Origin of the sequence: Rhodanobacter glycinis (genome assembly GCF_006438785.1) — a bacterium.
GTDB classification, from domain to species: domain Bacteria; phylum Pseudomonadota; class Gammaproteobacteria; order Xanthomonadales; family Rhodanobacteraceae; genus Rhodanobacter; species Rhodanobacter glycinis_A.
In genome coordinates this window covers 97,507-115,456 of the sequence record NZ_RCZB01000002.1, presented here as the reverse complement: position 1 = coordinate 115,456, position 17,950 = coordinate 97,507, and the positions used below count along the sequence as shown (strand labels likewise).

The following is a 17,950-nucleotide window of genomic DNA, read 5'->3' as shown; positions in this document are numbered from 1 at the left end:
GCTCAGCTCACTTCACTGCCCAGCCGCAGGTTGATGCCCAGCGCGGTGGCGAGCTCGCGCAGCGGTTCACCGTCGCGGGTCAGCGTCATCCAGCCCGCATAGGTGTCGCCATCGGTTTCCCACGCCCACAGCGTGTAGCCGAACTCGGCCAGGCGGTCGTAGGCGATCGAGAACAGTTCGGCCGCGTCCATGTCGTCGAAGAATTCGTCATCGTCCGGATCGCCGTTCCAGTCGATCGAAAGATTCCAGCGCGAGGACAATTCGTTCACCGCCTGCACCAGCGAACGCAGGTCGTTCGCGTCGACGATGAAGCCGGAGCGCCAGTCGATCACCCGGCCGATCACCTCGATCGGCTCGACCCCGTCGGCATCCGCGTCGGCCATCGCCTCGCGGTAGTCATTGAACTGCAGCAGCGCGGTTTCCTCGTCGCCGGGGTTGATCAGCAGCAGCAGCTGCCAGACCTTCGCCTCAACCGAGTCCTCATCGACATCGTCGAATTCGCGCTCGCCATCGTAGTCGTCGTCGGAGGAATTCATGGGCGGATCACGGCAGGCGGGAATCGCATGGTGGCGCGTCCGTCGCCACGGGGGAAGCGCCGATCGTCACGCGCCCACGCGGCGGCGCACTGCATTCATGTCGCGCACCGGCCGGATTTCGATCGCGCCGGTGCGCGACCACGGGAATTCCGAGGCGATCCGCACCGCCTCGTCCATGTTCTCGGCCTCGATCAGGTTGAAACCGCCCAGGTATTCCTTGGTCTCGGCGAACGGCCCGTCGACCACGCTGACGCGGCCGTCGCGCACCCGTAGGGTCTTCGCCGTGGCCGGCGCCTCCAGCTGTTGCGAATCATGCAGGTGTCCGTCTTTCTGCAGTTCGTCCGCGTGCATGAAGCAGCCGTGCATCATCGTGTCGAATTCGCCTTCGGGCAGCGCGCCCAGCAGGGTGTCGTCGCTATAGATCATCACCAGGTATTTCATGGCGTCCTCGGGGGAAGGTTCATGGAACCAAGGGGGAAGCGGTGCAGGGATGGATAATGCCGCATCATGTCCGCCATGCACGATACCCCCATCGCATTCTCCTGCCCGCCCATCGCATTCGTGCGCTCGCCGTACGTGCGCCGGATCGACGCGCCGCACCAGTCCACCGTGATTGCCGGCACCGAGACGGAAGCGGCGGCCGAGGCCACCATCGAATTTGTGGAGGGCTTCCCCGCCGCTGCGTTCCGCGACCTCGCCGGCTTCGAGCGGATCTGGCTGGTATTCGTGTTCCATCGCAGCGAAGGCTGGAAGGCCGAAGTACGGCCACCGCGTGGTGGCGGTAAGCGCAGCGTGCTGGCCACCCGCTCGCCGCACCGCCCGAACCCGATCGGGCTGTCCGCAGTCGAGCTGGTCGAAGTCGGGGCGCACGCATTGCGCGTGCGCGGCATGGACCTGCTCGACGGCACGCCGATCCTCGACATCAAGCCATACGTACCCTACGCCGATGCCTTTCCCGATTCGCGCGCAGGCTGGATTGACGCGATCGACGCGACGCACGGGCGGCACTCCGCGCCAGGGCCGCGCAAGCCGCGAAAGCCGGTGCCGGGCGCGGAAGACGACGCTAGCGCGTCATGAGCAGCTGCCGCAGCGGCCGCTACCGCCGGTCACGCTGCCGCGTAAGCCGGTCCCAGTCCCTGAGACGCACCAGAGTCACACTGTCCGGGTCGTGACGGCTCACGTCGACGGCGCCGATGCACCTGGCAGTGGTCGGTTCAAACGTTCGCCGCGCCCGGTCCTGCCCGGCGCGGCTTTTTTTTTGCCGGTTGAGCCTGCAATGGCTTCAGCGGGTGCCCGGCGTGCCGGTGACGACCAGCCAGGGCGACCGCCGCGGGCGATCCAGTGCGGCCAGCAGGTTGCCATCGCGCTGGTAGACATCGGGGCGGAAGCCGGGCCGGCCGCCATCGTGCAGGTCCACCGTCCAGTACGCCAGCAACAGCGTCACCGGCTCGCGCAGCATCACGGTCTGGGTCTTCAGCGTGTCGATCGCGCGGTCGATGGCAGCGCGATTCCACGCGACGGGATCATCGAGCAGCAGTTCGGCCAGTTCGCGCGGACGCTCCACCCGGATGCAGCCGGAGCTGTTCGCGCGCTGCTCGTTGGCGAACAGCTCCTGGTGTGGCGTGTCGTGCAGGTAGACCGCGTAGTCGTTGGGAAAGCGGATCGCCAGCCGCCCCAGCGAATTGCCCGGGCCCGCATCCTGGCGCAACACGACGCCGCGCGGGCTGGCCCAGTTCACGCTTGCAGGCGCCAGCTCGCGGCCGCGTCCATCGAACACGCGGATGCGGTTGGCGGCGAGGTAGCCGGCGTTCCGCCGCAGCTTGGGCAGCACGTCGTTCTTCAGGATGGTGGGCGGCACCGTCCAGGTCGGGTTGAGCGTGATGTAGGTGATCGTCGACTTGAACACCGGTGTGCTGCGGTATGGTTTGCCCACCTGCACGCGCGCGCGCCAGACCGGCTTGCCGTCGTTGTAGTAGATCACCTGGTAACCGGCGATATCGACCACCACGAAGCGCCCCTGCAACTGGTGCAGCAGCCAGCGCGCCCGCTCCAGGTTCACCCGGAGCTGGCCGATGCGCGCGGCCACCGGCACGTTCAGTGCCGCCAGCGTGGCTTTGCCCAGGTGGCCATCTGCGATCAGATATTGTTCGCGCTGGAACTGCCTGAGCGCGGCCTCCAGGGTGGAGTCGTAATGGTCGTCGGTGGCATCGCCGGCCGGGTATTCGCCCAGCCGCAGGCGCTCGCGCAGCAGCGGCACGCGTGGGTCGCTGACACCGGGCTTCAGGGTGGCGCCGTCGGCAAGCAGCGGCCAGCCACCTCGCGCCGCCACCTCGCGCAGTTTCGCCAGTGCTGTGCGCAGCCGGCCGTACAGCGGGTGCTGCGGTCGCGCACGCTCGAACAGGCCGGTGATCGCACCCGGCGCCAGCGCGTCGCGCAAGGCCTGCAGGCCGCGCGCCTGCTCGATCTGACGCGGATCGAAATTCCAGTGCGTATCCAGCGTGGCCGGATCGACCTTGCCCCGGTACAGGTGCAGCAGCGCGGCGAAGCAGGCGTCGGTGGCCAGCAGGTCGAACTGGGCGCGCTGTTGCGCGGTCGCCTGCGGATCGCTGAGCACGCTGCGGCGGCGCTGCAGTTCGCCCAGCGCGTAGTCTTCCGGGTCGAGGCCGTCACCCGCCACATCACGCAGTGCGGCGAACAACTGGTCGAGGTTGTCCGACCGCGTCCACGCCGGCGCAAATCGGGCCTGCTCATAGAAAGTCATCACCGCCTGATCGAGCTCCGGCGGCGTACTTGCGTCCGCTTGCACGGCACGCCACTGCTCGATGCGCTCGCGGATCTGCTCGGCCACCGGACTCAACGGCGGCTCCGCCGGCGTCTGTGCATGCAGTGTCGCCCCCAGCAGCAGGAGCAGCACGGCGAAGCAACGAAGGACATGATGACGGCGAGGCAACACGGGAAAATCCTGCACGGGATGTTGCTGTTGTCATAACACAGCCGCGCACCGGCGCAAGCACGCATGACACCAGCGCGCATGGGCCTGTCCGCCGGCATACAGCAGCCGGATTACCTGAACGCTGCACCTGCGCCGCCTGCCAGGCGCGGTGCGCCATGCAGCGCAGCGCGTTAACCTGTCCCGACCACCGCTCCCGGAGGCATTGCATGAAAGCCCTGCTCATGTTGCTCCCGCTCACGCTCGCCTCCTGCATGGCCGGGCCCGATGCAGCCACACGCGCCGCCACCGCGCCGCAGGCCGACGCCGCAGTCACGATTTCCAGCACCACGCTCTCACGCCAGCACTGGCAATTGCGCGATGCCGTTGACGGCAGCAACAGGCGTCTCGACGCACTGCTGGGTCTGCCGGACAAACCGCTGCAACTCGATTTCAGCGCCGACCGGATCAGCGTGAGCAACGCCTGCAACCGCATCAGCGGCAGCTACCGCATCGTCGAAGGCCATCTCGTCACCACACAGCTGCTGCAGACCAGGATGGCCTGCGCCGACCCGACGCTGACCCAGCGCGATACCACCATTACGACCGTGCTGCAGGGTGGGCCCACGCTGATCCTGTCGAGTGCCGGCCACACCCCTCTGCTCACCCTGGCAGACGCCAACGGCCGGACCCTGACGTTCGCCGGTGTGCCTGCGGCCGACGCACATCCCGGTGACGACGGCGACACGGCGCCGCAACAGCCCTGACCCGCGCCGTCCACTACGTCCAGCGAAGTCATGGGCACTGCCCACCATTGAACGTGCTGTCGTTGTCGCACGGCAGACGCTGGCCGAGCGAGTTCAGCCGTCCGTGGATCGGCCCGACGCAGCTAACCTCATTCGCCGCGCCGTCCGCGGTAGTGACATGCACGCCCGCGCGGCGCTTGCCGCTCTCGGTGAAGTCGAACACGGCGTAATCGGCATCGGCGCGGCTGAACGTCACCTCGGCGCGATCCGTCTGAAAGCGGTTGCAATGCGCGTAGCGAAGTTGCTCCGTACCCTGCGCTGCCACATCCGAAAACTGCAGCTTCCTGCCTCGTCAGTGTTTCGCGACATGGAACATGCCTCCCGATTCATTCACACGTCGACCGCCCGGATTCGGGTGCGTTTGAACTCGGATGGCCGGGTTTGAGCTTCCGGCTTCAGTTGATGGAGATACGCGCTGTGCAACGGACTTTTATCGTTGGATGTCCGCGCTCAGGCACGACTGTCGTGCAAACCTTGCTTGCCAGGCACACCCGGATGTGTACCCCTGCCCGAGACGGCTTTCTTTGAGCATCTGTACGCTGATCTGGCATGGCGATGGGGCGATCGCCATGCCAAGCCGCGACGACACCGGTGGCGACAGCACCTCGGGTTGATGCGAAAGGAGGCAAGGCCGTCGATTGACTTGTTCACCACGAAATTCAAGCTGTGGCTGGACGATCATCTGGAGTCGTACGACAACCTGCGCGCGAAATATCTTCTTTCACGCAACCGGGTAGCCGCAGCGTGAGCCGCTCGGATTCAGGAAGCTGCATGACGTCCCTTTCAGGCACCGGCATGAGCCATCAGCCGCGCTGCGAGTAAGCGCCGCCCTGCGCGCCTGCCATCCATGGGTGCGGCTACTCGCCGTTGGCATCACACATCGATGGCGCGCAATTTACGGGCGATCCGCGATTTGCGCCGGGCGCAACAGATCCTGCAAGCCGATCCGCCAGAACAACTCGGCGCGCACCCGGTCGGCCACGCCGTTGACGATCTCGGCACCGTCGCTGGACGGATCGATGTGGACGCGGAACGGCCGCCGACCGAATGGCGCGTCGACGACGTCCACGATGGCGCGCGCTACCGCGCCGGCATCGGCATCGGCCGGTTCCAGCGCGGCCAGGCCGTGCAGGCTCTGCTCCGGCAGGCCGGCATACGGCCCGTTGTCATATTCCGCCGCACGCGCGGCGTCGGCCGGCTTGCCCGAATGCGCGAAATGATGGGTGCCTTTGGTGAAGGCGCCGGGCACGATGATCGAGGTCTCAATGCCCCAGCGGCTCAGCTCGCTGGCGTAGCTGACGGCGAGCGAATCCATCGCCGCCTTCGCCGCGAAGTACGGTGACAGATACGGTGGCGTACCGCCGCGCGCGCTGCTGCTGGATACCCACACGACCAGGCCGCGCCCCTGTTTGCGCAGCTGTGGCAGCGCGGCGCGATTCACCCGCTGGGTGCTCAGCACGTTGGTGTCGTACAGCTGCGCGAACTGCTCGGGCGTGAACGCCTCGGCCGGACCGAACGACATGTGCCCGGCGTTGTGGATAATCACGTCGAGACGACCGCTTTGGGCGATCACGGCCCGGATGCCTTGCTCGACCGAGGCCTCCGACGCTACATCCAGCTCCACCGCGCGCAGATCCACCGCATGCTCCGCGGCGTACTGTTGCAGCAATGCCACCTGTGGCGCGTTGCGCGTTTCCGTCTCGCGCATGCCGGCGTAGACGGCATGACCCGCATCGGCGAGTGCGCGTGCGGTGAGTGCGCCGAAACCGCTGGACGCGCCGGTGATCACGATGACCTGTTGCATGGGATGACTCCTTCGAATGGATTGGATGCGCGCCGCGAACGCGGCGCGTCCGCGAGTTCAGATGATTCCGCCGTTGGCGCGCAGCACCTGGCCGTTGACCCAACCGCCGTCGGCGCCGGCAAGGAACGCCACCACATCGGCGATGTCCTCGGGCTGGCCCAGCCGCTCCAGCGGCGCCAGTCTGGCCAGACGGTCGATCAGCTCCGGCGACTTGCCGTTGAGGAACAGATCGGTCGCGGTGGGACCGGGCGCGACCGCGTTGACGGTGATGTTGCGACCGCGCAACTCCTTCGCCAGCACGCTGGTCATCGCCTCGACGGCGGCCTTGGTGGCGGCATAGATGCCGTAGCCCGGCTGCAGCAGGCCAACCACGCTGGACGAAAAATTGATGATGCGGCCACCGGCACGCAGTCGCGTGGACGCCTCGCGCAACGTGTTGAAGCTGCCCTTGAGATTCACCGCGATCTGCCGGTCGAATGCCGCGTCGTCGGCATCGGCCAGGTTCGCCAGTTGCATGATGCCGGCGTTGTTGACCAGCACATCCACCCCGCCGAACGCGGATTCGGCCGCATCGAACAACTGGCGTACCGCCACCGGATCGCTGACATCCGCCTGTGCGGCGAGCGCGTGGCCACCGCTGGCATCGATGTCGCGCGCCAGCGCTTCGGCCGCCGCCACATCACCGGCGTAATTGATCACCACCGTGAAACCGTCGCGGGCCAGACGTCTGGCCACCGCGGCGCCGATGCCGCGCGAGGCGCCGGTGACGATCGCGACTTTGCTGATGTTCTCGTTCATGCCTGCTCTCCAGCGCCGAACCATTCGGCTGTGGGAGTAAGTATGATTAGCGCGGCCTTGAGGATAATCTACCCGCATCAGCCAACACTATTCGGATAGACAGCACAATGCGCCAGCTGGATACCCTGGATGCCATGCGCCTGTTCATGCGCATCGTCGATCGGCGCAGCTTCACTCTGGCCGCGCAGGATCTCGGCCTGCCACGCTCCACCGCGACCGGTGCGATCAAGCAACTGGAAGCGCGTCTGGGCGCGCAACTCCTGCAGCGCACCACTCGTCAGGTCAGCCCCACCCTCGATGGCGAGGCGTACTACCGGCGCTGCAGGACGATCATCGCCGACATCGAGGATGCCGAAGCGGGCTTCCGCGATTCCAGGCCGCGCGGCATCCTGCGCGTCGACGTGCATGGCACGCTGGCCCGGCATTTCGTGCTGCCGCGACTACCCGATTTCCTGGCGGCGTATCCGGACATGCAACTGCATCTGGGCGAAGGCGACCGTTTGGTCGACCTGGTCCGCGAAGGTATCGACTGCGTGTTGCGCGTGGGCCCGCTGCAGGACAGCAGCATGATCGGCCGACGCGTGGCCACGCTGGGTGAAATCACCTGCGCCAGCCCCGCCTACCTTAAGCACTTTGGCACGCCGAAAACGCCGGACGATCTCGACGGCCACCAGATGATCGCCTTCGTCTCCTCGTCAACCGGCAGTCCGTTACCGCTCGAGTTCACCACCGGCGACGACGTGCGCAACGTCGTGCTGCCCGCGCGCCCCTCCGTCGTCAACGCCGAAACCTATGTCGCCGCCGCGCGGCTCGGCCTCGGCCTGATCCAGGTACCGCGCTACCACGTCGAGCGCGACCTGGCCGGCAAGACCTTGGTCGAGGTATTGCCCGAGCACCCGCCGACACCCTCGCCGGTTTCGCTGCTGTACCCGCACAGCCGCCAGCTATCGCCGCGCGTGCGCGTATTTGTGGACTGGCTGGCGAAGGCATTTGCGTGAACCGGCGCTTCCGGCATGAGGGAATCTCACACTGTCGTGCCGGGTGCTTAACCGCCGAATGCCCAGCATCGTCGCGTCGATACGACGATCAGGCAGGAGTGCGCCATGCTGGGCAACCACGATGCAGCAGCCAACATTGCCGTGAGGGACATCGCGGTCGCGCGGAATTTCTATGAGGGCGTACTCGGGCTCGCCATCAGCAGCACCGAAGGCCAGGCACTGGTGATCTACCGTTGCGGCCATTCGACGATCCTCGTCTATCGCTCGGTATACGCCGGCACCAACCAAGCCACCGCGCTGACCTGGACCGTGGGCGACAAGGTCGACGAACTCGCCCGCGCACTGAAGGCCAAGGGTGTGTGGTTCGAACACTACGAAATGCCGCAGACCCATCTCGAGGGCGACGTCCACGTCGCTGGCGAGCGGCGCATCGCGTGGTTCAGGGATCCCGACGGAAACATCCTGTCGTTCGTCAACGGATGACGGCCCGCTGCCGCGCCTGCACCGAGTGTTGACCCTGTAACCGCCCTGCCTTCACCACTCGGTGCATAGGCCAGCGCTGGCGCAGCGGTCATACTTGCGGGCTGCCATACAGCGACAGCGTGACCCATGCACATCGGTATCGATTTCGGCACCAGCTACTCGGCCGCCGCGGCCATCATCGACGGCGAGCTGAGCCTGGTGCGCTTCGGCGACGCCGAGCAGTTCCGCACGGCGGTGTTTTTCCCCGAACGGGTGCCGGATCCCAACGACTTCGCCTTGACCCCCGCAATGGAGGCGCAACTGGAGATCCAGCTGCGCCTGGCCAGAACCCAGCAGCGCCAGCTGGCTGCAGCCGCCGCGGCACGCGGGCAGGCGCCGGGGTCACGCAGCGAAGGCGAACTGCATCGTGAAGCGCTGCGCGTGGTGCGCCGGCAGTGGATGGAGGAACAGACCCGCGCCGCCACGGCCTCGGTGGCCAGTTTCCAGCACGCGCTGTTCGGCGAGGAGGCGGTGGAAGGCTATCTGGACAGCGGCGGCGGCAACCTGATCGAGTCGCCGAAGTCGATGTTCGGCTATCGGCTCGACCCGCAGGTGCGCCAGGTGATCGTGCACATCGCCACGCACATCCTCGAACACATACGGCTTACCGCCAGCCGCCAGTTCGGCGTGCCGGTGCGTGGCGCGGTGATCGGGCGGCCGGTGGAATTTCGCAGCTCGATGGGTGCGCAAGGCTCGTTGCAGGCGATCGAGATCCTGCGCGAAGCCGCCGCCGTGGCCGGCTTCGACACGGTGACGTTTCTGGAAGAGCCGGCCGCCGCCGCGATGCACTACCACCGCAACCTGCAGCAACGCCAGTACGCGCTGGTCGTCGACATCGGCGGCGGCACCACCGACGTGGCCCATGCGCAGCTCGGCGGGGGCGAAGCGGCGCGCATCGCGCGCAGCTGGGGTTTGCCCAGGGGCGGCACCGACCTCGACGTGAGCGTCAGCCTGCACAGCTTCATGCCGCAGCTGGGCAAGGACCGGATCAGCATGCCGGCGCACCGCTATGTGGATGCCGCCAGCGTGCACAACCTGCCCAAGCAGCGCGAGTTCCGCCAGCAGGATTACCGCCTCGTCGACGAACCTTATGGCGCACGCCTGCGCGCCCTGCAGGAACCCGGCGCCACCACCCGCCTCAACCAGGCGGCCGAGCGCAGCAAGATCACCCTGAGCGCGTCGCCCCATCACCGTGTCGAGCTGGACTTCATCGAGCACGGTCTGGCGGTCGAGCTTGACAGCACGGATTTCCGCAACGCCATCGCGACCTTTCTCGGCCAGCTCGAGCGCACCCTTGCTAGCGTGCGCGACGACCTCGACGAACTTCCCGCCAGCATCTTCCTCACCGGCGGCACCTCGCGTTCGCCACAGGTCAGCGAATGCGTGCAGGCGTGCTTCCCCGGCCTTCCGCTGGTGCGGGGCGATCCTTCGCTGGGCGTGGTATCGGGCCTGGCGGTAGCGGCGAGCGAGGCCGGTCATCAGCCGGCGTAATTTCGCTTCGTTCCTTCCCGAACTGCTGTTGCGAACATCCTGCTACCGGGCTGGACGAATCCGCCCGGTAGCTGAAAGCACATCCCATCCGCGATGACGATCCGTCAGTTCGAATGCGTCCCCGCACTGGCAGCCCAGTGCGCCTTGAGCTCGCTGTTGAACTCGTTCGGACGCTCCTCCGGAAAGAAGATGCGGGCGGACTCGAACTCCACGCGTCGCCTGGTGCCGGGGATGGTCTTTTGCAACCAGTGCGACCACTTCAGGTCGAAATAGATGTCGTCCGTGCCCCAGGCGATCAGCGTGGGCGCCTGCACTTTCGCCAACTGCTTTTCGATATCGACGGTGTGGCGGCAATCGAACGCGTTGACGAAACGTTCGACATCGCGCAGGCGCTGTGCGGTGCGGGTGTGCGGCCGCAGGTACGTTTCGATGGTGTCGTCGGCCACGGCTTCCGGCCGTTCGTAGGCTGGTCCCAGCGCCTGCGACGACCGGTAGACGGTCTTGTCGTCGAGCATGGCATCCAGCGTCTGCGCCAGACCACCGGCGGCGACCATGGCGACAAACGGCTTGAATGCTTCGGGCGGCCAGTTGTCGTGCGTGTCGCAGTTGGTGAGCGAAAGACTGCGCAGTCTTTCCGGATACAGCGCGGCGAATATCTGGCAGACGCCGCCACCGCTGTCGTTGCCGACCAGATCCACCTGGTCGATCTTCATCGCATCCAGGAACTGCGCCAGCATGTGCGCGTTGGCCGTGACCGAAACATCCTGGGTTGCCGATATTTCGGTGTTGCCGTGCGCCAGCAGATCCACCGCGATGCAGCGCCTGAGCCCGTCGAGCTGTGCCAGCTGGTGCCGCCACATGTAGCCGTTGAGCAGCACGCCATGCACGAACAGCGCGACCGGGCCACGGCCGCTTTCGACGTAGCTGATGCTGCCCGATGGTGTTTCGACGCTGCGCCGGCCGGCGAAGAACTCCTTGCCGTTCACGACGCTTTCTTCGCGCTAGCTTCACGCAGTTTCGTGGCGCATTCGTCGCAGCACACTTCGACCACGTTGGCACCGATCCTGACCTGGATCGCCGTGGCGTCGAGTTCGCAGTCGCAGGCTGCACAGGTTTTTTCATTCATGACCGCATCTCTCTGATTGGCCCGCCTATCGGGCATGCTCAGGAGACCATTTCGGCTTTGCGGCCGCTGTCGAAATCTTTAGCGGTTTCTACAGACGCCGGGTCGCTTGCTTGAACGCCGTCGGCGAACGGCCATAGGCCTGGCGGAACGCCGCCGCGAAATGACTGTGGCTGGAGAAGCCGAGCTCGGCGGCCAGTGCCGAGATGTCGTCGTATCGCGCAATCAGATCCAGCGCCCGCGCCAGGCGCAACCGCAGGTGATAGCGATACAGCGGAAGGCCCTCGACCTGCTGGAACACCTGGGTCAGGTATACCGGCGAGCCGCCGATCTCGGTGGCGATCTCCGCCAGCGTCCAGCGCCTGGAAATATCGCTGGCCAGCAGAACCTTGACGCGGTCCGCCAGCCGGCGGCGCGCATGCGTCGCTCCCGATGCGTGCGAAGTACGTGGACCGAGGCTGCGGCAGACCAGGGTCAGCAACAAGCCTTCCGCCTCCAGCGGCTCCAGCGTGCCACCCTCCAGACCGTGCCGCAGCAGCGCGACAAGGGCCTGGGCACGCGGGTCGATGCGCTGATGCTGGCGACGGAATCCCGCGGTGCCGCGATGGTTCAGGAGCGAGGCAGGTGCCAGCTCGCGCAGCAGCGGTTCCGACAGATCGAGCGACAGGCTGGCATCGCCGCCTTCAACCGGATGGCTGACCTGGTAGCCCTCGTCGGCATTGAAGAACAGCACATGATTGGCATCGGCCACGGCCTGATCGCTTCCGACATGGCGGATGTAGACGCCGCGATAAGGAAACACCAGCTGCGTGGCCGACGCGCACTCTTCCGCACTGCGATGAAGACAGTTACCCCGGCAGCAGACATTGCGCACCGCGAGCGTACCGGTATCCAGCAAGTGGCTGATGTCGAACTCGGGCATGCGACAGTCCGCGGGTATCGGGCAACGGGAGAGACCGGCTCATTGTAGAGCCGCGCTACAGATATTTCGTGAGTGTTCCCGCGTTGTAGCCCAGGCGTCCGTCGGCACGCCAGAACGCGCTGACGACCAGTCCGTGGATGGTGCTCGGTCTGGTCTTGTGCGCACTGCTGCCATCAAGGCCGTAGTAGCTCTTGCTGCCACCCGCAAAATTTTTGTGCGCGACTGCGAACTTGAGCCCCAGTTTCGCCACGATGTCCTCTCCAGCCGCGTGACCGTTCTTGTCCATCCTGTACAGATGGTTGACCACCCAGCCCTCTTCCATCTGGTTGTAGCCGGTCGGCAGGAACGGGGAAAAGATCAAACCCGCACCCGGCCCCTTCGCTTCGACGACCAGGTAATTGAAGCTGCCGTTGTGATTGGCGCGGCGCCAGATCTGATCGATGCCGGTACCGGAATGCACATGTGCGCCCCAGATCATCTGGAAACCGGGGTAGTTCTCCAGGATGCAGATCGCCGCAGCGGCCTCACCTACTGCTTCGGTGACTCGCGTGCTCGCGTAGGCGGTGCGCAAGGTGACCGAGACATCGTCGAAATGCGCGCGCGCCTCGACGTCGGCATCCGCGCCAGCCACAACCTGCGACATCCCCTGCAACGTCTGGCCGGTAATGTCGAGATATTTGAACGGTAACCAGATCGTGTCGACAGAGCCGTCCATCCAGTTCACGTCATTGATGATATCGGCGATGTAATCGACGCCGCCATGCATGCCCAGCAGCGGCCAGCTGGTCTGCGGTGGCGCCGAGGACGCGCGGCCGACCAAGCCTGAAAACTTGCTCACCTTGATGGTGATGGTCTTGGACTTGGCGAAGCCCAGCTTGTCGTACTTGTGGTTGATCTGGTGGTAATCGATCTTCTTGCGCTTCCTGAGTACCCTGCCCATGCGTCCTCCTGGTCAATAGAAAATCTTGCAAGCTCGCGTTGTCGGAATCAGGGCATTCGCCATCGTCGCCGACGCCGAAAAAATCCGGCGTGATCGGGTCAGACGGGTGACTTGGATGTGCCCTGTTCTGCTGCCGCGGAGCCGACTTGTGCGGCACCGCTCCAAGCATTGGCTCCGCCATCGGATGACGAGGGTCCGGCATGCCGCCGGTCGTCTCGCCGAAAATGCCGGATTCTGGCGAACCGATTGCCTTGACCCGGCTCAGCATACTGCGTGCGCAACCGCAGGCACGGACGCTCGACGAGGTAATGCAGCGCCGCACCCAGCAAAAGAACCGCCGAGGCGTAGGTCGCAAAGGCCATCAACGCGTGCCCCTGCAGTTGCGCACCGAATGTCGTCTCCACCACATGAAAGGCGATCTTGTGGCTGAGATACAGGCTGTAGGAAATCGCAGCGAGCCAACCCGCGCCCGGCACGCGCCAGCGGCCGATCAGGCTGCGCTGATCCGCGCCGGCGAACACCAGCAGCCCGAAGCCGAGCGACAGCAGTGGCCAGCCGAGCGCATTGGCGAGCAGGCCGGTGCGATCGCGAAACAGCCAGAGCGCGAGGCAAGCCACCGCCAGGCCGCCGACCAGCACGGCATTCGAATGCCGCTGCCATCGCGTCCACGCCTGCGGCCGATACACCCGCAACGCGGCGAGCATGATGCCCATCAGCAAGCCGTCCAGCCGCATCCACGTCGGGTAGTAGATGTCTTCGAGAAACCAGTTGCGCGGCGGGTCGAGTGCCGTGTCGTGCAGCCATACCGTCGTGCGCAAGGCAATGCCGAGTACGACGATCGCCACGCAAATGCCGGTGAACTTCAGCATCGACGGGCGCCGTGTCAGCCACCACGCCAGGCATGGAAAGACCAGATAGAAATGTTCCTCCACGCACAACGACCATGCATGCGAGAACGCGGAGTTGTGCGCCGAATCGATCAGCAGGTTCAGCGTGAACGTGGCGAACTGCCACCACGGTTGCAACCCCGGCACTTCGCGCAAGGCGGGAAACAACACGTAAAGCGCCAGCACTATGGTGAACGCCGGCAGGATGCGCCAGGCACGGCGCGCGTAGAAACCGCGGAACGAGAACGACTCGCCACGTTGCAAAGGCCGCAGTACCTGGGTGCCGATCAGGAAACCGCTGAGCACGAAGAAGATGTCCACGCCGGCCCAGCCAAAGCGCGACAGCCAGGCAAAGTCGGGGCCGAGGCCACCGACGATGAACGAATGGAACAGCATCACCCAGACGATGGCGATGGCACGGAGCAGATCGAGGCCGGGGAGGCGATGCATGGACATCCTGTCGCTGGGATGGGTATTGATTGAGGGCAAGGCGGCCGGCACGCCGCGTCGATTATTTGATCACGACACGGCCTCGAACACCCGGTCCGTATGGGTGGCTATCCTCATCCGCTGGTTGCCCGGCAGCGTTGGTAGCGGTGTCCGTCTCAATGGGCATCCGTCCACGTCGACTCGATGTCGACCTTGATGGCGTCATCGAGGTCCGTGGCAGAAGCGCCCGGCAGGTTGTGCACACAGCCGTGGCGCATGCCGGCGTAGTCGCCGTTGTGGCGGAAGGTTGCCGTCCAATGGACGCGACCGGCGCTCGGCGGCTGGTAGTCCCCTTCGTAGGTGAATCCGTTGCCGGTCTTGCCGGAGACATTGCCCATGGGTGAAACCTCTTGGCGTAATGGCACCGCCAGCATAGGCCCTTGAGCGATGCGACACCCGATGCCCGCAGCAGGAATGCGGTGCGGCGGAAAAAAAGCCACCGCCCCCGGCCCCACTTCCTGACGCTATCCTTGCGTTTCCTGGAATGGCACGGAAAGGGGGTTTTCCATGATCGTCGGGCTTCGCAGCAGCGCGCAGTTCAGAACTATTTCGCAATCAAAGACAGGGTGGGGCTCGCGCAAGGCCGTGCTCACCGCGATCGAGGGGGCCATTGACGACGCGCATCTGGAAACCGACCCGTTTGCGCAATGCCGCGCGATCGTCAAGGTGCGTGCCTGTTGCCAGGCGTGGTTCGACGCCAATCCCAACAAGACCTCGTTCCGGCCGGCCAAGTACGTCGGCAGCGGCAGTGGATCGCATCGATTCGATGGCGTGACGACGCTGGCCGCCGAGCTGGACGGGCTGCTGACGACCACCTACGCGCGAGCGTTCCGGGCATTTCAGCGCATGACCGGCATGCGCGACGAGCGCATTCGCGGTCGCAAGGCGAAGGTGCTGTCCAATCAGGAATACCACGCCGAGTTCCTCGATCCGCGACACCGCTCGAAGGCAACGGTGCTGCACCAGAACTACGCGCTATGGGACAACCCGACCGGACTCTCGTTCCAGGAATGGCTGGCAGACAACACGATCCAGTCGTCCAGCGACGCGCAAGAGTTCATCGACAAGATGTGGCCCGACGCGACGACCGGCCGGGCCAAGGAAGTGGCCTACCTGGACGACAATGCGCGCATCCCGTATCGCCTGGTCTGCCGCGGCGGCCTCTACTACCGGGACATCGACGGTGGCGCCCCGTTTCACTCCGGCAACCACCGTACCGGCGATGGCGACTTGAACAAGAGCTGGGCCATCTTCGTGCTGAGCCCGTCCGGATACTTCTACGCCCACTCCAAGGAAATCGGCCGGTTCCATCACTCCACCTTCCTGTCCGGACAGCCGACGCTGGCGGCGGGCTGCCTGTGCGTCGACAACGGCCGGATCACCGGCCAGAACAATGCCAGTGGCCACTACAAACCGGGCGCCGAGCAAAGCCTGCAATTCGTCCAGGAGCTGTACAAGGACATGAAGGGCGCGGTCGGCAAGGATCAGGCGCGACGTTATCTGGACAAGGATTTCAAACTTTCCCTGTCGTATGAGACCGCCGGTTTCCATGGGCCGTACTACAACGCGTTGCAATTCATGGAGAGCGACGGCACGACCCGGACACCCGAGGCGGCGCCGGTAACGCCGGTGTAACCGGGGAGCGCGCGGTCGGCTCCCGCCCGCCGCGCCTCTTCGATGGCCGCCTCATCCGATCCCGTCATCGCCCAGCGGCGTGTTGCCCGCGGCAACATCGAGTGCCTGCAGCGAGACGGTCTTCCGGCCGCCATGGAGCTGCTGGCGGCCGACTTCGCGAAAACCCAGCCTGGCGTGGAAACGCTCGGACGCCGGGTTGGGCGGCTCGATGTCGAACTCGCAGGTAATGAACGGCACCGCGTCACGCGAGGCCAGCGAGTAGGCGTCGCGATAGAGCTGCGTCCCGGCACCCCGCGCATGCGTGTCGGCGGCAACCACGATGCGATCCACATACAGGAACCGCGCATAGCGCTGCGCAAACCAGCGGTAGTTCGGGCTGTCGTAGTCCGCACCCTCGCGCAGCACCAACAGGAACGCCTCGACCCGCCCGTCCCGCTCGATCACGCGATGCAGCGCCGCCTGCGCATGCAGCCGCGCCAGCCGGTCGCGGTCGAGCGGACTGAGCACCTTCACGAAGGCCTCGTTGAGGGCGAGGATGGCAGGGAAATCGGCTGGAGTCGCGTCGCGGAGCATCATCAATGCATCAGTGGGAGGGAGGAAGCCGGTGGGATCCGGATTGTGCCCGGCGCCCGGCCTGGCACCGGTGCGAGGCCAGGTATCGAAAAAACGGTCGCGCGGCACCGCTGCGACAGGACATACCATGCGCAGGGTATCCCGTCTCGAGTGGTAATTTTCGACCGTGGGTTCCTGCCCGCTTTTTCTTCTGTCTGCCACAGGAAATTGCCGCGATGACCACGCTGCCGATTGAACTCGATCCAGCCCGTCATGCATTTGCCGAGCGTTACCGCCAAAGGCCGTTTACCGAAGCGGAGATCGCGGCGCTGCCGGCACTTCAGATTGCGCAGAGCAGCGAGGTGGGGATACAGCCGTCTGTCGAAGGCGTGAATCCGCCCGCACCCGCCGATGCCGGCCAGACCGGCATTTGCGACAACCTTCCCGACCGCCTCCGAAAGATGCAGACTGTGACGACATCGCTGGAGACAAACCCATGATGCTTGTCCTTCTCCTTGCGGTCGCCACCGAGGCCGCCACGGCGCAACCGATGCAAAAGGCCGCCATCCTTCCCTCGCCCGACGCGGACAAGGCGGCGGCCATCGCCAGCGTCCACGCGGCGCTCGCTGGCATATCGGCGCGCGACAAGCGTGCCGTGCTCGCCCAGATGCGTCCGGTCGGCACGGCAACGGCGGTGATGGAGAAGGCGGACGGCACCGTCACCATCCGCAATGCCGACTGGAACGCCTATGCCGGATCGGATCCCGGCCCCGAGCGATACGAGGAACGGATGCCCGATCCCAAAGTCGAGATCGAAGGAGCGATGGCCACGGTCAGCGGACGCTATACGTTCTCGATCGACGGTAAGCTGGGGCACTGCGGTTTCCAGCGCTTCGACCTCGTGCGCGACGAGGGCCGCTGGAAAATCCAGAACGTCACCTGGTCGGTGCGCACCTGGGGCTGCGAAAGCTGAGTGCCGATCTCACGCCTCACCGGCAATGGCGAAGGGGACCCTCGGCATCGACTTCATCCATGCGGAATGCTTCGGCGGCTAAGCAGCCTACGCCCATGTTGGGCGAGCGCATCGAGCCGCAACATGTCGTACTCCTCGTCGTGGAACCAGCCATCGACATGCAACACATCGAGTGATCTGGCGTTCATGGCATCGACATCGGCTTGATGACTTGCGTGAAAGATACGGGCTCGCACCTGCACCGCAACGTCAAGGCAGGCATGCGATTCCGGACGCTCTTGCTACATCTGTTCCACCGGCAACACACGGCGGCGCGCACGTTCACGCAGTGAGCAATCGCGGAGCGTGTCCGCCATGCCTTCAAGCCCGGGAATGCCGTATAGGTAGACCGACGACATGCCCTGGTCAGATGAGTGGAGATGCACCTGGCACTGGCCCAGCAGCCGCATGCCGAGCGGCTTCAACACATCAAAGTGGTCGACCCGGGACAGTTCAAGGTTGTCCTTCACCTTGGAGAACAGCCCGCGCTCGACCTGCACGGGCTG

The 17,950-nt window shown here is 65.3% G+C and carries 22 protein-coding genes and 1 pseudogene; 9 read left to right on the top strand and 14 right to left on the bottom strand.

Translation table 11 applies throughout. From position 1 onward, the window contains the following. Positions 1 to 2: 2 nt before the first annotated feature. The gene (locus EAH75_RS08630) at positions 3 to 536 is read right to left on the bottom strand and encodes a DUF6630 family protein (protein WP_140648236.1); all 534 of its coding nucleotides are present in this window, start codon (positions 534 to 536) and stop codon (positions 3 to 5) included. A 66-nt stretch (positions 537 to 602) separates the two neighbouring features. Further along, a complete protein-coding gene (locus EAH75_RS08625) occupies positions 603 to 977 on the bottom strand; it encodes a YciI family protein (protein ID WP_140648235.1) in 375 nt (124 codons plus the stop codon). 75 nt (positions 978 to 1,052) lie between these two features. Here EAH75_RS08625 and tsaA point away from each other — a divergent pair, with 75 nt between their 5' ends. Continuing rightward, complete coding sequence (gene tsaA, locus EAH75_RS08620) at positions 1,053 to 1,613, top strand: tRNA (N6-threonylcarbamoyladenosine(37)-N6)-methyltransferase TrmO (protein WP_170212204.1); 561 nt, start codon at positions 1,053 to 1,055, stop codon at positions 1,611 to 1,613. 205 nt (positions 1,614 to 1,818) lie between these two features. Here the strand turns inward: tsaA and EAH75_RS08615 are convergent, their stop codons facing one another. Continuing rightward, positions 1,819 to 3,489 (bottom strand): L,D-transpeptidase family protein, encoded by a 1,671-nt coding sequence (locus EAH75_RS08615; protein ID WP_240046093.1) that lies wholly within the window; start codon positions 3,487 to 3,489, stop codon positions 1,819 to 1,821. 206 nt (positions 3,490 to 3,695) lie between these two features. Between EAH75_RS08615 and EAH75_RS08610 the strand changes: the two genes are divergently transcribed. Further along, a complete protein-coding gene (locus tag EAH75_RS08610) occupies positions 3,696 to 4,232 on the top strand; it encodes an META domain-containing protein (protein WP_140805176.1) in 537 nt (178 codons plus the stop codon). A gap of 28 nt (positions 4,233 to 4,260) precedes the next feature. Here the strand turns inward: EAH75_RS08610 and EAH75_RS08605 are convergent, their stop codons facing one another. After that, on the bottom strand, positions 4,261 to 4,467 hold the full coding sequence (locus EAH75_RS08605) for a hypothetical protein (protein WP_140648232.1): 207 nt from the start codon (positions 4,465 to 4,467) through the stop codon (positions 4,261 to 4,263). Positions 4,468 to 4,673: 206 nt separating this feature from the next. Between EAH75_RS08605 and EAH75_RS20165 the strand changes: the two genes are divergently transcribed. Continuing rightward, a complete protein-coding gene (locus tag EAH75_RS20165) occupies positions 4,674 to 4,799 on the top strand; it encodes a sulfotransferase (protein WP_369333819.1) in 126 nt (41 codons plus the stop codon). A 367-nt stretch (positions 4,800 to 5,166) separates the two neighbouring features. Here the strand turns inward: EAH75_RS20165 and EAH75_RS08600 are convergent, their stop codons facing one another. Together EAH75_RS08600 and EAH75_RS08595 are read right to left on the bottom strand one after the other, a co-directional pair. Further along, on the bottom strand, positions 5,167 to 6,075 hold the full coding sequence (locus EAH75_RS08600) for an SDR family oxidoreductase (RefSeq protein WP_140648231.1): 909 nt from the start codon (positions 6,073 to 6,075) through the stop codon (positions 5,167 to 5,169). Positions 6,076 to 6,132: 57 nt separating this feature from the next. Beyond that, positions 6,133 to 6,873: an SDR family oxidoreductase gene (locus tag EAH75_RS08595; protein WP_140648230.1), complete on the bottom strand. Its 741-nt coding sequence runs from the start codon at positions 6,871 to 6,873 to the stop codon at positions 6,133 to 6,135. 116 nt (positions 6,874 to 6,989) lie between these two features. Here EAH75_RS08595 and EAH75_RS08590 point away from each other — a divergent pair, with 116 nt between their 5' ends. From EAH75_RS08590 to EAH75_RS08580, 3 genes are all read left to right on the top strand, one after another. Further along, positions 6,990 to 7,871: a LysR family transcriptional regulator gene (locus EAH75_RS08590; protein WP_140805411.1), complete on the top strand. Its 882-nt coding sequence runs from the start codon at positions 6,990 to 6,992 to the stop codon at positions 7,869 to 7,871. A gap of 105 nt (positions 7,872 to 7,976) precedes the next feature. After that, complete coding sequence (locus tag EAH75_RS08585) at positions 7,977 to 8,354, top strand: VOC family protein (protein WP_140648229.1); 378 nt, start codon at positions 7,977 to 7,979, stop codon at positions 8,352 to 8,354. 126 nt (positions 8,355 to 8,480) lie between these two features. After that, positions 8,481 to 9,884: an Hsp70 family protein gene (locus EAH75_RS08580; protein ID WP_140805174.1), complete on the top strand. Its 1,404-nt coding sequence runs from the start codon at positions 8,481 to 8,483 to the stop codon at positions 9,882 to 9,884. Positions 9,885 to 9,988: 104 nt separating this feature from the next. Here EAH75_RS08580 and EAH75_RS08575 read toward each other — a convergent pair whose 3' ends face one another. The 6 genes and pseudogenes from EAH75_RS08575 to EAH75_RS08555 all read right to left on the bottom strand — a co-directional run bounded on the left by EAH75_RS08575 (position 9,989) and on the right by EAH75_RS08555 (position 14,583). After that, positions 9,989 to 10,870, bottom strand: a complete 882-nt coding sequence (locus tag EAH75_RS08575) for an alpha/beta fold hydrolase (RefSeq protein WP_140648227.1) — start codon at positions 10,868 to 10,870, stop codon at positions 9,989 to 9,991. Continuing rightward, positions 10,867 to 11,010: a hypothetical protein gene (locus EAH75_RS19735; RefSeq protein ID WP_170212203.1), complete on the bottom strand. Its 144-nt coding sequence runs from the start codon at positions 11,008 to 11,010 to the stop codon at positions 10,867 to 10,869. Before EAH75_RS19735 ends, EAH75_RS08575 begins: the two co-directional genes overlap by 4 nt. An 88-nt stretch (positions 11,011 to 11,098) precedes the next feature. Then, positions 11,099 to 11,929, bottom strand: a complete 831-nt coding sequence (locus tag EAH75_RS08570; protein ID WP_140648226.1) for a helix-turn-helix transcriptional regulator — start codon at positions 11,927 to 11,929, stop codon at positions 11,099 to 11,101. A 55-nt stretch (positions 11,930 to 11,984) separates the two neighbouring features. Further along, complete coding sequence (locus EAH75_RS08565) at positions 11,985 to 12,869, bottom strand: hypothetical protein (RefSeq protein WP_140805172.1); 885 nt, start codon at positions 12,867 to 12,869, stop codon at positions 11,985 to 11,987. A 275-nt stretch (positions 12,870 to 13,144) separates the two neighbouring features. Next, positions 13,145 to 14,206: pseudogene (locus EAH75_RS08560) on the bottom strand (acyltransferase family protein); the annotation flags it as partial. Positions 14,207 to 14,361: 155 nt separating this feature from the next. Further along, positions 14,362 to 14,583 carry a TonB-dependent receptor gene (locus tag EAH75_RS08555; RefSeq protein ID WP_140648223.1) on the bottom strand — a complete coding sequence of 74 codons (222 nt, stop codon included), beginning with the start codon at positions 14,581 to 14,583 and terminating at the stop codon, positions 14,362 to 14,364. 169 nt (positions 14,584 to 14,752) lie between these two features. On the opposite strand from EAH75_RS08555, the gene EAH75_RS08550 reads away from it, so the two are divergent. After that, the gene (locus EAH75_RS08550) at positions 14,753 to 15,880 is read left to right on the top strand and encodes a hypothetical protein (RefSeq protein WP_140648222.1); all 1,128 of its coding nucleotides are present in this window, start codon (positions 14,753 to 14,755) and stop codon (positions 15,878 to 15,880) included. Positions 15,881 to 15,931: 51 nt separating this feature from the next. On the opposite strand, the gene EAH75_RS08545 is transcribed toward EAH75_RS08550, so the two are convergent. Then, positions 15,932 to 16,456, bottom strand: a complete 525-nt coding sequence (locus EAH75_RS08545; protein WP_240046092.1) for a GNAT family N-acetyltransferase — start codon at positions 16,454 to 16,456, stop codon at positions 15,932 to 15,934. A gap of 212 nt (positions 16,457 to 16,668) precedes the next feature. On the opposite strand from EAH75_RS08545, the gene EAH75_RS08540 reads away from it, so the two are divergent. Together EAH75_RS08540 and EAH75_RS08535 are read left to right on the top strand one after the other, a co-directional pair. Then, a complete protein-coding gene (locus EAH75_RS08540; protein WP_140648221.1) occupies positions 16,669 to 16,932 on the top strand; it encodes a hypothetical protein in 264 nt (87 codons plus the stop codon). Further along, a complete protein-coding gene (locus EAH75_RS08535; RefSeq protein WP_140805170.1) occupies positions 16,929 to 17,405 on the top strand; it encodes a nuclear transport factor 2 family protein in 477 nt (158 codons plus the stop codon). The genes EAH75_RS08540 and EAH75_RS08535 overlap by 4 nt, the downstream gene beginning before the upstream one ends. Positions 17,406 to 17,686: 281 nt before the next feature. Here the strand turns inward: EAH75_RS08535 and EAH75_RS08530 are convergent, their stop codons facing one another. Then, the gene (locus EAH75_RS08530) at positions 17,687 to 17,944 is read right to left on the bottom strand and encodes a PH domain-containing protein (RefSeq protein ID WP_161596169.1); all 258 of its coding nucleotides are present in this window, start codon (positions 17,942 to 17,944) and stop codon (positions 17,687 to 17,689) included. Between the last annotated feature and the right edge of the window lie 6 nt (positions 17,945 to 17,950).